General features: G+C 60.2%; 12 protein-coding genes. 3 read left to right on the top strand and 9 right to left on the bottom strand.

Annotation, left to right across the window (positions count from 1 at the left end; all coding sequences use genetic code 11):
• Nucleotides 1–9: 9 nt before the first annotated feature.
• Entirely contained in the window at nucleotides 10–1,317 is a 1,308-nt protein-coding gene (locus tag PS14A_RS05620) for a delta-60 repeat domain-containing protein (protein WP_130909878.1), read from the bottom strand.
• A gap of 205 nt (nucleotides 1,318–1,522) precedes the next feature.
• Here PS14A_RS05620 and PS14A_RS05615 point away from each other — a divergent pair, with 205 nt between their 5' ends.
• Entirely contained in the window at nucleotides 1,523–2,200 is a 678-nt protein-coding gene (locus PS14A_RS05615; RefSeq protein ID WP_212615482.1) for a hypothetical protein, read from the top strand.
• On the opposite strand, the gene yiaY is transcribed toward PS14A_RS05615, so the two are convergent.
• Nucleotides 2,161–3,309 carry an L-threonine dehydrogenase gene (gene yiaY / locus PS14A_RS05610; RefSeq protein ID WP_212615481.1) on the bottom strand — a complete coding sequence of 383 codons (1,149 nt, stop codon included), beginning with the start codon at nucleotides 3,307–3,309 and terminating at the stop codon, nucleotides 2,161–2,163. The two genes, PS14A_RS05615 and yiaY, sit on opposite strands and share 40 nt — an antisense overlap.
• Before the next feature lie 154 nt (nucleotides 3,310–3,463).
• Between yiaY and PS14A_RS05605 the strand changes: the two genes are divergently transcribed.
• On the top strand, nucleotides 3,464–4,483 hold the full coding sequence (locus PS14A_RS05605) for a DUF4917 family protein (protein WP_212615480.1): 1,020 nt from the start codon (nucleotides 3,464–3,466) through the stop codon (nucleotides 4,481–4,483).
• 164 nt (nucleotides 4,484–4,647) lie between these two features.
• Here the strand turns inward: PS14A_RS05605 and PS14A_RS05600 are convergent, their stop codons facing one another.
• From PS14A_RS05600 to PS14A_RS05575, 6 genes are all read right to left on the bottom strand, one after another.
• A complete protein-coding gene (locus PS14A_RS05600) occupies nucleotides 4,648–4,992 on the bottom strand; it encodes a YegP family protein (RefSeq protein ID WP_212615479.1) in 345 nt (114 codons plus the stop codon).
• Nucleotides 4,993–5,071: 79 nt separating this feature from the next.
• The gene (locus tag PS14A_RS05595; protein ID WP_212615478.1) at nucleotides 5,072–5,653 is read right to left on the bottom strand and encodes a DJ-1/PfpI family protein; all 582 of its coding nucleotides are present in this window, start codon (nucleotides 5,651–5,653) and stop codon (nucleotides 5,072–5,074) included.
• Between the two features lie 185 nt (nucleotides 5,654–5,838).
• Complete coding sequence (locus PS14A_RS05590; protein WP_212615477.1) at nucleotides 5,839–7,065, bottom strand: SAM-dependent methyltransferase; 1,227 nt, start codon at nucleotides 7,063–7,065, stop codon at nucleotides 5,839–5,841.
• A gap of 311 nt (nucleotides 7,066–7,376) precedes the next feature.
• Nucleotides 7,377–7,994: a TPM domain-containing protein gene (locus PS14A_RS05585; protein ID WP_056783438.1), complete on the bottom strand. Its 618-nt coding sequence runs from the start codon at nucleotides 7,992–7,994 to the stop codon at nucleotides 7,377–7,379.
• Nucleotides 7,995–8,027: 33 nt separating this feature from the next.
• Nucleotides 8,028–8,786, bottom strand: a complete 759-nt coding sequence (locus PS14A_RS05580) for a TPM domain-containing protein (protein WP_212615476.1) — start codon at nucleotides 8,784–8,786, stop codon at nucleotides 8,028–8,030.
• Nucleotides 8,787–8,799: 13 nt separating this feature from the next.
• On the bottom strand, nucleotides 8,800–9,408 hold the full coding sequence (locus PS14A_RS05575) for a LemA family protein (protein ID WP_024011957.1): 609 nt from the start codon (nucleotides 9,406–9,408) through the stop codon (nucleotides 8,800–8,802).
• 258 nt (nucleotides 9,409–9,666) lie between these two features.
• On the opposite strand from PS14A_RS05575, the gene bglX reads away from it, so the two are divergent.
• The gene (gene bglX / locus PS14A_RS05570) at nucleotides 9,667–11,958 is read left to right on the top strand and encodes a beta-glucosidase BglX (protein WP_212615475.1); all 2,292 of its coding nucleotides are present in this window, start codon (nucleotides 9,667–9,669) and stop codon (nucleotides 11,956–11,958) included.
• A gap of 140 nt (nucleotides 11,959–12,098) precedes the next feature.
• Here bglX and PS14A_RS05565 read toward each other — a convergent pair whose 3' ends face one another.
• Nucleotides 12,099–13,256 carry a phosphatidylserine/phosphatidylglycerophosphate/cardiolipin synthase family protein gene (locus PS14A_RS05565; protein ID WP_137215383.1) on the bottom strand — a complete coding sequence of 386 codons (1,158 nt, stop codon included), beginning with the start codon at nucleotides 13,254–13,256 and terminating at the stop codon, nucleotides 12,099–12,101.

Raw genomic sequence — 13,256 nt, 5'->3', positions numbered from 1 at the left:
TTGAATCGATTATCGGCGACGGCGTTGTGCGGGTTTTGTGATGGCCGCGGTCAGCAAGCGAACCAACTGCGCGCTGTCGTCTTTGCGGCCCAAAACCAGGATGGATGAGCCTTGCAAGCAGGCATCGATGGCAGGCCACGAAATGTCCTTCGCGCCTTCGATATCAAAAGAATCATCCACCGCGCCGTCGACCTCAAAACCTCCCGTCAGCAAGCCTCGTGAATTGCCCGAGGTTTGCCCGACCGCGACGATCCGTCCGTCGTCGATATCATTCAGCGCGAAGCCTGCCTTCCAACTCCTGAGATCGAGTGTCTGTATTGCGGGGGTGATCACAGGATTCTCGAACGCTGTATCCATCTGACCGGCGTCGGTGATACCGCTGATCACACCATGCTGGAGCTTCATACCTTGCGTTGATTCGACCGCCGAACCGAGCAGCAGCAGGCGCTCTGCCGTTTGCGCAACGATGTTCTCCACGTGGCTTTCGAGCGGTTTGCCATCCCTTTGGATGTTCAGCACCAATACTCCCTTGTCGCCAAACTGTTCTGCGACGTTTCCGCTGCTGTCGAATGCCATGACCAATCCCTGATTGGTAACTTCGATTTTGCCATGCACCAGAATCAGCCCGTTGGCGAGCTGAATGATCCCCGACAATGAAATGGCTACCTTAGGCAGCGTCAGGACCAGCCAGCCTTTGTCAGCGAACGATGGATCATTCGCGCCACCGCGAAGCAACCGCGTCAACAAACCACTACCGTTTTGAGACGTCACGAAAAGCAGCCCGTCCGCCCCTTCAACCTGCGGGGTAGATTTCGTCAGAATAAATCGCCCATGCGTGGCACCGGACAACAAAGGGATACGCGTAGGCACAATCTGGTAGCCGCTCCTGTCGTCGCCGAACGCGATGTCCGGCGAGCCGTCGGGCAAGAACCGGGCGATGACCTGGTGGAGTTTAATGACCTCGTCCTCGATGATGCCAATCACCCCACACATCCAGATCAGCCCATCGTCCGCATCCACTAGCAAGTGTCCGCCTTGCGAGAGCAGAGGTGTACCAAAGTGGCCAGACAGATAGCCGGCGTCACCGAAGCTCGAGTCCGGACTCCCGTTGGCATCCAGACGAGCAAGGCCGTAGTACGAATGACCTGATCGCTCAACGGTTGCGCTGACCATGATCTTCCCTGAAGGAGTGATCGCCACGCCTTTGCTGATGGTTTTGCTCGCCCCGGGAAATTTCAGGGTTCGCAAACCAAAAAGCTCATCCAGCTCTCCGGCTGACTGTGCTTTGGGTGCCTTTGGCGCGGGGGATTTCGACATGTTCGTATTCTCTTCAAGAGATCGACGTCGACCCCCTTGTTCAGAGCATTCGACCCGAAGAAGCCATGTTGAACAACTGACATAAATGACAGTTTTTTAGAACTTAAGGCTATTGACGTCCAACCAACCAAGTCTAAAAAACTGGTAGTTCTTACAGGTCCAAAACCGGTTCAAATCTGTAAACCTTTTCATTCATCATTTCTGAATGAGCAAACCGGTCATGAGTAGCGGACATCCAACGGACGCCCAGCCGGGGCTTCCGACGATCGTATTTCCTTTTGAGGGCGGTAAAACCGCACGCCGTCCCGTACTGTTCGGAACGGGGCCGGCGGGTGGTTTGATCGAGATATGGGATGCCGGGGAAAACTTCCATTACGCTTCAGGCCCCATCGGAAGCGACGAACGCTGGACAGTTGATGTTTTCGAAGAAATCGCTCCGGGACTTCATCAGATCCGTGCTCGCGTGATAGCGGGCGCCGCCTCGGAGTGGTCCGCCCCTCGCTCATTCAGAGCCAACGCAACAGATGATGCCCCTGTCATCGATTTGCCTGGGGAAAGCGAGCAGGTCAGCGATGTCGTGACATTCCAGGGAACAGTGCCTCGCGCAGGCGGTTACGTCGACATTGTCGATCTGAACGACGGTCGCCACCTCGCTCAGGTAAGGGTTGGGCCTGACATGACCTGGTTCACACAGCTGACCGGTCTCGGTGCGCGAGTACACAGAGTTTCCGTCAATCATCGATTGGACGGCGTCGCGTCGAACTGGGCGGGCGTACGCACCTTTACGGTGGTCGCAGAAGCGAGCGAAGGACTGTTCGACTTCGCTCGCCTGCGCACCTTCATTCAAAATGCGTTACGGAAAATCTCTTCGATCTGGCGCTGATCCGCTGCCCGTGGATTGGTCAGTCCGCAGGCGTCCTTCAAGGCATTGGCGGCGAGCACAGGGATGTCGCTGAGCTTCGCGCCCAGCTCGCGCAAGCCACCGGGTATCTCGACGTCTTTGGCAAGGTTGCGAATGGTATTGATGGCCGCCTGCGCGCCCTCTTCTGCGCTGAAACCGCGAATATCCGCGCCCATGGCGTGGGCGACATCCCTGAGTCGGTCAGCGCATACCAGCGCATTGAAGCTCTGCACATGCGGCAACAGCACAGCGTTGCAGACGCCGTGGGGCAAGTCGTAGTAGCCGCCGAGCTGATGCGCCATGGCGTGCACAAATCCGAGCGAGGCGTTGTTGAACGCCATGCCCGCGAGGAACTGCGCGTAAGCCATGTTCTCCCGCGCCGCCAGGTCGCTGCCGTCGCGCACCGCCAGGCGCAGGTTGCCGCTGATCAGGCTCATCGCTTTCAACGCGCAAGCATCGGTGATGGGGTTGGCGGCGGTCGAGACGTAGGCTTCGATAGCGTGGGTCAGTGCATCCATGCCAGTGGCGGCGGTCAGGCCTTTGGGCATCGCGACCATCAGTTCCGGATCGTTGACTGACAGCAGTGGCGTGACGTTGCGGTCGACGATGGCCATTTTCACGTGGCGCGATTCGTCGGTGATGATGCAGAAGCGGGTCATTTCGCTGGCAGTGCCGGCGGTGGTGTTGATGGCGATCAGCGGCAATTGCGGCTTGCTCGAGCGATCGACGCCTTCGTAATCGCCGATCTGCCCGCCATTGGTTGCGCACAGGGCGATGCCCTTGGCGCAATCGTGTGGCGAGCCGCCACCCAGCGACACGACAAAATCGCAACGGCTTTCCTTCAACAGCCCCAACCCCGATTCGACATTGGCCGTGGTCGGGTTCGGTCTGGCGCCATCGAAGATCACCGAATCGATGTCCTGCATCGCCAGTTTCTCGGCGATCATCGCGGCCACGCCGGCCTTGGCCAGCCCGCTGTCGGTGACAATCAGCGCCTTGCGAAAGCCATAATTGCGAATCGCGACCATGGCTTCGTCGAGGCAGCCGCTGCCCATGATGTTGACCGCCGGAATGAAGAAGGTGCTGCTCATCGTGTGTCTCCTGACTGGAGCCGGATCGACTGCCTCGATTCGGCGGGTGCACACAGGATCGACCGATCGGTCACGAGCAATGTTGATCTGGCTCAATGTCCGCTCGTGATAAAGTCGCCGTCCATCTGCCCTTTGTTTTGAGACCGCCCACGCAATGACCGATTTTCTCGATGTCGACGCCACCCTCGAAGACTGGAACGCCCTGCGCGCCGCGAACGATTTCCAGGGTTTGCTGGTGGGCAATGGCGCCAGCCGCGCGGTGTGGGATGACTTCGGCTACGACTCGCTGTTCGAAAACGCCCGTACGGTCGAAGAGAAACCGCTGAGCCCATCGGAACTGGCGGTATTCGACGCGCTGCAAACCCGCAGCTTCGAGCAAGTGCTGGGCGCCCTGAAAACCACCAGCCGGGTCAACAAGGCGCTGGCGGTCAGTTCAGCGGCGCCGCGCAATCGCTATTACGCGATCAAGGAAGCGCTGATCAACACCGTGCACGCGGTGCACATCCCGTGGCGGCTGGTGCAGCCTGCGACACTGACGGTGCTTAATGCAGAACTGGCGCGCTATCGCACGGTGTTCACCACCAACTACGACCTGCTCAATTACTGGGCGCTGCAACACCCGGGCGAGGCCATTGACGACCTGTTCAACGGCGCTGACGCGAGTTTCGATCTGAGCCAGAGCGCCACCGAAAAACCGCGCCTGCTGTACCTGCACGGCGGGCTGCATCTGGTGCGCAATCAGGACGGCACCGCACGCAAACTGACCTCGACCGAGGGCACCCTGCTCGGCAGTTTCGCCATCAACAACACGATCAAAACCCTGGACGACGTGCCCCTGTTCGTCACCGAAGGGCCGAGCGCCGACAAGCTCAAGACCATCCGCAGTTCGGATTATCTGTCGTTCTGTTACAAGCAGTTACTGGCCCATGGCGACAGCCTGTGCATCTTCGGCCACGCGCTGGGCGAGCAGGATGCACACTTGGTGCGGGCATTGCGCCTGGCCAGACCCGCGACCGTGGCGATCTCGATTTACCCGCGCAGTGCCGCGTTCATCCAGCATCAGAAGCGTCACTACGCCAAGGTGTTTGAAGGTACCGGAGTTGAGTTGCGGTTCTTTGATGCCAAGAGTCATGCGCTGGGCAGTCCGAAATTGGCGGTACCGGTTGAGGTTTGATATTGGCCGGGCTGACGCCTTCGCGAGCAGGCTCGCTCCCACAATGGAATGCGGTCACCTGTGGGAGCGAGCCTGCTCGCGAAGACGGCCTGGCAGCCAATCCAAAAGGTGACTGGAACACCGCTTTCGCGAGCAGGCTCGCTCCCACAGGTTGATGTCGGATTTCAGAGGACAGGCAGGGTCTTGTCCTTGATGGTTTTCGTCGACCCGTTGGCCTTCACGCTGGCAATGCCCTTGTCGCACGCGCCATCCGATGAATACGACTCGCTGCTGCCGATGACCTGGTGATTGGCCGCCTTGAGGTTGAAGTACGGGTGGCCGTCCTTGGTCGATTTTTTCTCGTAGCGCTCGTCATGCGGGCTGTTGGCCTGCACCGAGGCGATGCCGCCGTCGGCGCCGGCGCGGGTGCTGTAGAGTTCGCTGGTCAGAATCGTTTCGGCGTTCGCCGCTTTCAACACGAACCTGAATTGGCCGTTGCTGCTTTTGCTCACTTCGTACCATCCGGACATGTCTGTTTCTCCTCGGGCGATTGAGAGATTTCGCGCTTCAGAGTAAAGACCAGCGTCTGCGATCTGTCGCCTGCCCCGACTACAAGCTGATTTTCGTACCGAGCAGACCGAGGAAACCGGCCAGCCATTTAGGATGCGCCGGCCACGCCGGAGCGGTGGCCAGATTGCCCTGAACATGGCCGTCGGTCACCGCAATGTCGATGTAGGTGCCGCCCGCCAACCGAACTTCCGGGGCGCAGGCCGGATACGCGCTGCACTCACGCCCTTCGAGCACACCCGCCGCCGCGAGCAGTTGCGCGCCATGGCAGACCGCTGCGATGGGCTTGCCGGCGTTGTCGAACGCGCGCACCAGTTCGAGCACTTTGTCGTTCAGCCGCAGGTATTCCGGCGCACGACCGCCGGGAATCAGCAGCGCGTCGTAATCGGCTTCGCTGGCCTTGGCGAAGTCGAAATTGAGTGCGAACAAGTGACCGGGTTTTTCGCTGTAGGTCTGATCGCCTTCAAAATCATGAATCGCAGTGCGCACGGTGCTGCCAGCGGACTTGTCCGGGCACACGGCGTGGACCGTGTGGCCGACCATCTGCAGGGCCTGGAACGGCACCATCACTTCGTAGTCTTCGACGTAATCGCCGACCAGCATCAGGATCTTTTTCGCGGCCATGGGAATACTCCTCGGGGAAAGGTCTGGGGAGTATTCAAGGTAGACCCAAATTGAGCTGCAAGCTGCAAGCTTCAAGCTTCAAGCTTCAAGCTTCAAGCTTCAAGAAAAAACAGGATCACCCATATCAGGCACACCAGCGTCATGCTGCAACTTGCAGCTTGCCGCTTGAAGCTTGCAGCTGCCTGTTAAGGCATATAGCCGTCAGCGCGCAGCAGTGTTTCCAGGCAGTGTTCGCTGATGTGGTAGAACGCTTTCAGCTCTTCGATCTTTGCCAGCAACTGCGTCGGATCGACCGGCTCGGCGCGTTTCACCGCGAGAATCATCTTGTTCTTGTTGGTGTGTTCCAGCGAGATGAATTCGAACACCTTGGTCTCGTAACCACAGGCTTCGAGAAACAACGCGCGCAAGCTGTCGGTGACCATTTCCGCTTGTTGGCCGAGGTGCAAGCCGTATTGCAGCATCGGTTTGAGCAGCGCCGGGCTCTGGATCTGCAGGCGGATCTGTTTATGGCAGCACGGCGAGCACATGATGATCGACGCGCCCGAGCGGATGCCGGTGTGAATCGCGTAATCAGTGGCGATGTCGCACGCGTGCAGGGCGATCATCACGTCCAGCTCGCTCGGCGCCACCGTACGCACGTCACCGCACTTGAACACCAGCCCCCGATGCTCGAGCTTGGCCGCTGCGGCGTTACACAGGTTGACCATTTCTTCGCGCAGCTCGACGCCGGTGACTTCGCCCTCGGCCTTCAGCGTGTTGCGCAGGTAGTCGTGAATGGCGAACGTCAGGTAGCCCTTGCCCGAACCGAAATCGGCGACCCGCACCGGTTTGTCCAGCGCCAGCGGCGACGAGGTCAGGGCATGGCTGAACACTTCGATGAACTTGTTGATTTGCTTCCACTTGCGCGACATCGCCGGGATCAGCTCGTGCTGCGCATTGGTCACGCCCAGATCCTTGAGGAACGGGCGACTTAATTCGAGGAAGCGGTTTTTCTCGCGGTTGTGCTCGGCGGACGGCGCTTCACGCAATTGCTGAGGCTTGCTCTTGAACAGCGAACTCTTGCCCTTTTTGCTGTATTCCAGCTGCGCTTCGTCGGTCAACGCCAGTAAATGAGCATTTTTGAACGAGGTCGGCAGCAGACCGGCAATCAGCGCCACGCCTTCGCTCAGCGGCAGGTTCTTGGTGATGTCGCGGGTCTTGTAGCGATAAACGAATGACAGGCACGGCTGCGCCTTGACCGTCACCGGTTTGATGATGACCCGCTGCAGATCCGCCTCTTCACCGACGTATTTGGCCAATACCAGTTTGATGAAACCGCTGTCGTCGAGGCTGGTTTGCAGCAGCTCGATGAACTGGGCGTGGTGATCGGCGGCCGGTTTGGCGGACGGCGCGGAAGAAGCGGAAACGGACATGGACAAGCGGCCTCGGACGGGCGGAATCAGGAATGGCGGGTATTTTAGGGGGGATGGGGGTTGAGGACACCCTCTTATTTACCCAACGGTTCAGAAGCCCCTCACCCCAGCCCTCTCCCGGAGGGAGAGGGGGCCGATCGCGCTGTTCTCCAGAACTACGCCGACCTGAAAAAACGAGCCGAACTCAGGTTCTCAATCCATAGTCGACTCGGACGTTCAGGTCGGTTTCGAGCAAAAGACACCTCGGTCGGCTCCCTCTCCCTCCGGGAGAGGGCTGGGGTGAGGGTCTGGGGCTCAAGTGAAAAGCCATATCAGCCCAACACCACCAACCGATTCGGCAACTCATTGCGCACCTGCGTCACCGGCACATGCACCTTCAACAACTCACCACACGCCTCCACGCACGTGACAAACCCTTCAAGCGTGCGGCCTTCGCGGACCTGTTCGGTGAACGCCGCGACAATCGCGTCCCAGTTGCTGTTATCCAGCCGTTTGGAAATCCCCTCGTCCACCAGAATCTCCACATAGCGCTCGGCCTCGCAGACAAAAATCAGCATGCCGGTGCTGCCCACGGTGTGGTGCAGGTTCTGTTCGAGAAACTGCCGCCGCGCCAGGTTGGAGGCGCGCCAGTGACGCACGCGGCGCGGCACCAGATGGGTGGTGATTTTCGGCAGACGAAACAGCAGGCAGAGGACAATGAACATGCCCCATTGCACCAGCAGCAGGCTGCGCAGGGTCAGCCAGCCGGTGAGGTAGTGGACGATGCCCGGCAACACCAGCGCCAGCAGACTGGCCCAGAGCAGCGGGATGTACGCGTAATCGTCGGCGCGGGCAGCGAGCACCGTGACCAGTTCGGCGTCGGTGTCGCGTTCGACCCGGGCGATGGCCTCGGCGACTTTGCGTTGTTCGTGTTCAGTCAGTAATGCCATGTCGAAAAGTGCCTGCTCATTATTCTTTTGATCTCACCAGCCGCCGGACGAACCGCCGCCGCCGAAACTGCCCCCGCCACCGCTGAAGCCGCCACCGCCACCGCCACCGCCACCAAATCCGCCGCCTCCGCCAAAGCCGCCCCCTCCTCCGGAGCCACCCCGGCCGGCAGGCAGGATACCGAGCATCTGGCAGACAGACACCGTCAGGATGAACAACATCACCAGAAACATGAACAGCGCCGGGTGCCGCGAGATGAAATCATCCGCCGGGTCGCCGCTGGATTCGTACACGGTCGACGGTTCGTCCAGCGGATTGCCACCGAGCACCACCAGCATCGCCGCAACGCCATCGCTGATGCCTTTGCTGAAGTTGCCGGCCTTGAACGCCGGCGTGATGACCTGATGAATGATCACCGACGACTGCGCATCGGTCAGGCGATCCTCCAGGCCATAGCCGACTTCGATGCGCAGTTTGCGCTCGTCACGGGCGACGATCAGCAAGGCGCCGTTGTTCTTGTCCTTCTGGCCGATGCCCCAGTGCCGACCCAGTTGGACGCCGAAATCCTCGATGGTGGTGCCCTGCAGATCCGGCAGCGTGACCACCACCAATTGCTCGCCAGTGGCCTGCTCGTGCGCCTGCAATTGCTGGCTCAGTTGCGCGCGAATCGATGGCTCGAGCATCTGCGCCTGATCGACCACGCGCCCGCTCAGCGGCGGAAACGACAATTCGGCCCGGGCGCTGACGGCGAACAGCCACAGCATCAGCACCAGGCCCAGTTTCAACACACGCATGGGCAACCTCGAGTCAGAATTTCACTTCCGGGGCCTTCTCCGCGCCGGGCGTGGTGGCTTCGAAGGTTTCGCGCATCGGCAGATCGCTGTACATCACGCTGTGCCACAGGCGACCGGGGAAAGTGCGGATCTCGGTGTTGTACTTCTGCACCGCCAGAATGAAATCGCGACGGGCCACGGCAATGCGGTTTTCCGTACCTTCGAGTTGCGATTGCAGGGCGAGGAAGTTCTGGTTGGCCTTCAGATCCGGGTAGCGCTCGGAGACCACCATCAAACGGCTCAACGCGCCGGTCAGTTGATCCTGTGCCTGCTGGAACTGCTTGAGCTTCTCGGGATTGTCGAGGGTGCTGGCATCGACCTGAATCGAGGTGGCCTTGGCTCGCGCTTCAATGACTGCGGTCAGGGTTTCCTGTTCGTGGGCCGCGTAGCCCTTCACGGTTTCCACCAGATTGGGGATCAGGTCGGCACGGCGCTGGTACTGGTTCTGCACCTGGCCCCAGGCGGCTTTGGCCTGTTCGTCGAGCGTCGGGATATTGTTGATGCCGCACGCGGTCAACAGCGTGGCGAACACCAGCAACGTGGCGATCTGTAGCCGTGAACGGGAGGTTGAGCTGATATTCATTGCAGTGATGCTCCATGACACATTTGATTTAAAAACCGAACGCTGGGCATTCCCGGCCAGCGGTTGGGGCATAATCGGCGCCGCCACTGGCATGCGACGGGCTAATCGGCTAAAAAGTGCCCTTCGCGTTCACGTTGCCGCTGTCGGCTGCGGTTTTCCGGCTCAGGATTTTGCGCCGGTATCCGAACAACAATAGTCGCTCCCTACATTTTGGCTGGCCGGTGTTGCATCACCGTTTGGGCTCTAGAGAAAAAATTCATGAAGAAGCTGTGTTTGCTGGGTCTGTTCGTCAGCCTGGCCAGTCATCAGGTACTGGCCGCCACGACCCCGGTACCTCTGGAAAACAAGGACGCTTTCATCAGCAACCTGATGAAACAAATGACCCTCGACGAGAAGATCGGCCAGTTGCGCCTGATCAGCATCGGCCCGGAAATGCCCCGCGAGCTGATCCGCAAGGAAATCGCCGGCGGCAATATCGGCGGCACGTTCAACTCGATCACCCGCGCGGAAAACCGTCCGATGCAGGACGCGGCCATGCGCAGTCGCCTGAAGATTCCGATGTTTTTCGCGTACGACGTGATCCACGGTCACCGTACGATTTTCCCGATTCCGCTGGCCCTCGCATCGAGCTGGGACATGGACGCCATCGGCCAGTCCGGTCGCGTTGCGGCTAAAGAAGCCGCTGCCGACAGCCTCGACATCACCTTCGCGCCGATGGTGGATATCTCCCGCGATCCGCGCTGGGGCCGCAGTTCCGAAGGTTTCGGCGAAGACACCTACCTGACCTCGCGCATCGCCAAAGTCATGGTCAAGGCCTATCAGGGCGAGACCCCGAGCGCTGCCGACAGCATCATGGCCAGCGTCAAGCACTTCGCCCTGTATGGCGCGGTCGAGGGCGGCCGCGACTACAACACCGTCGACATGAGCCCGGTGAAGATGTACCAGGATTACCTGCCGCCCTACCGCGCCGCGATCGATGCCGGTGCTGGCGGTGTGATGGTGGCGTTGAACTCGATCAACGGCATCCCGGCCACGGCCAACACATGGCTGATGAACGACCTGCTGCGCAAGGACTGGGGCTTCAAAGGCCTGGCAGTCAGCGATCACGGCGCGATTTTCGAACTGATCAAGCACGGTGTCGCTCGCGACGGTCGCGAAGCGGCGAAGCTGGCGATCAAGGCCGGCATCGACATGAGCATGAACGACACCCTCTACGGCAAAGAACTGCCGGGGTTGCTCAAGTCTGGCGAGATCGAACAGAAAGACATCGATAACGCCGTGCGCGAAGTCCTCGCTGCGAAATACGACATGGGCCTGTTCAAGGACCCGTACCTGCGCATCGGCAAGGCCGAGGATGACCCGGCCGACACCTACGCCGAGAGCCGCCTGCACCGCGCCGAGGCCCGCGAAGTGGCACGTCGCAGTCTGGTGCTGCTGAAAAATCAGAACGAAACCCTGCCGCTGAAGAAAGACGCGAAAATCGCGCTGGTCGGTCCATTGGCGAAAGCGCCGATCGACATGATGGGCAGCTGGGCCGCCGCCGGGCGCCCGGCACAATCGGTCACTTTGTTCGACGGCATGAGTTCGGTGATCGGCGACAAGGCCAACCTGATCTACGCCCGTGGCGCCAACATCACGGGCGACAAGAAGGTCCTCGACTACCTGAACTTCCTCAACTTCGATGCCCCGGAAGTGGTCGATGACCCGCGCCCGGCCAACGTGCTGATCGACGAAGCGGTGAAAGCAGCGAAGGATGCTGACGTAATCGTCGCGGCAGTCGGCGAGTCCCGTGGCATGTCCCACGAATCCTCGAGCCGCACTGACCTGAACATCCCGCAAACCCAGCGCGAATTGATCCGCGCGCTGAAAGCCACCGGCAAGCCGTTGGTGCTGGTGTTGATGAACGGCCGTCCGCTGACAATTCTCGAAGAAAACCAGTCGGCCGACGCGATCCTGGAAACCTGGTTCAGCGGCACCGAGGGCGGCAACGCCATCGCCGACGTGCTGTTCGGCGACTACAACCCGTCGGGCAAACTGCCGGTGACCTTCCCGCGTTCCGTGGGCCAGATCCCGACCTACTACAACCACCTGAGCATCGGCCGGCCGTTCACGCCGGGCAAACCGGGCAACTACACCTCGCAGTATTTCGATGACACCACCGGCCCGCTGTTTCCGTTCGGTTATGGCCTGAGCTACACCACCTTCGCCCTGAGCGATATGGCGCTGTCATCGACCACCCTCAACGCCAGCGGCAAGCTCGACGCCAGCGTCATGGTCAAGAACACCGGCAAACGTGACGGCGAAACCGTGGTGCAGTTGTACATCCAGGACGTCACCGGTTCGATGATCCGGCCGGTGAAAGAACTGAAGAACTTCCAGAAGATCATGCTCAAGGCCGGCGAACAGAAAGTCGTGCACTTCACCATCACCGAGGACGACCTGAAGTTCTACAACGCCCAGCTCAAATACGCGGCCGAGCCCGGCAAGTTCAACGTGCAGATCGGCCTGGATTCGCAGGCGGTGACGCAGCAGAGTTTTGAATTGCTGTAACAGCAGCAACACTGCAAAACACTGTGGGAGCGAGCCTGCTCGCGAAAGCGATCATTCAGACAAAAAATTGCTGAATGACACACCGCTTTCGCGAGCAGGCTCGCTCCCACATTGGATTCAGGGTGTATTCAAAATCGTGGTTATCCGCGTCTATCGAGAATATTCACCACCAACCGATCCACCCAGCCCCACACCCGCTGCTTGACCCGCCGCCACAACGGTCGGCGCTGCCATTCCTCCAGGCTCACCAGCTGACTCAAGCCGAAGTCCTTCACGAAGCTCGACTCCACCGCTGCCGTCAACGCCGGGTCCAGTGCTTCCAGATTTGCCTCCAGATTGAAACGCAGATTCCAGTGATCGAAGTTGCACGAACCGATGCTTACCCATTCGTCGACCAGAACCATTTTCAGGTGCAGGAAACACGGCTGGTACTCGAAGATCTGCACCCCGGCCTTGAGCAGGCGCGGGTAATAGCGATGCCCGGCGTAGCGCACTGACGGGTGATCGGTGCGCGGCCCGGTCAGCAACAGCCGCACATCGACCCCGCGTGCAGCGGCTTTGCGCAGCGAGCGACGGATTTTCCAGGTAGGCAGAAAGTACGGCGTGGCCATCCAGATGCGTTTTTGCCCGCTGTTCAGCGCGCGAAACAGCGATTGCAGAATGTCGCGGTGCTGGCGGGCGTCGGCATACGCCACACGGCCCATGCCCTCGCCCTTGTCCGGCACGCGCGGCAAACGTGGCAGACCAAAATGCGCGGCCGGGCGCCAGGCGCGGCGGTAACGGTTGGCGATCCACTGGCGATCAAACAGCAATTGCCAATCGATCACCAACGGGCCGCTGATCTCGACCATCACCTCGTGCCACTCGCTGACATCATGGCCCGGCGTCCAGAATTCATCGGTCACGCCGGTGCCGCCGACCACTGCCAGGCATTGGTCGACCAGCAGCAATTTGCGGTGGTCACGATAGAAGTTGCCGACCCAGCGCCGCCAGCTCAGGCGATTATAGAAACGCAGCTCGACTCCGGCCTGAGTCAGGCGCTGGCGCAGGTGCAGCGTGAACGCGAGGCTGCCGTAATCATCGAACAGGCAACGCACGCGCACGCCGCGCTCGGCCGCCGCGACCAGTGCCTGGACGATGGCTTCGGCGCAGGCGCCGGCCTCGACCAGATAGAGCTCCAGTTCGATCTGCTCTGTAGCTCCAGCGATATGCTCGAGCATGCGCGGAAAGAACTGCGGGCCGTCGATCAACAGTTCGAAACGGTTGCCGTCACGCCAGGGGAACACCGCACCGCGCAT

This window comes from Pseudomonas sp. 14A, from assembly GCF_018132745.1.
Classification (GTDB): Bacteria; Pseudomonadota; Gammaproteobacteria; order Pseudomonadales; family Pseudomonadaceae; genus Aquipseudomonas; species Aquipseudomonas mercuritolerans.
Note: the sequence above shows the minus strand (reverse complement) of the source record. Positions and strands in the feature narration are given on the sequence as shown.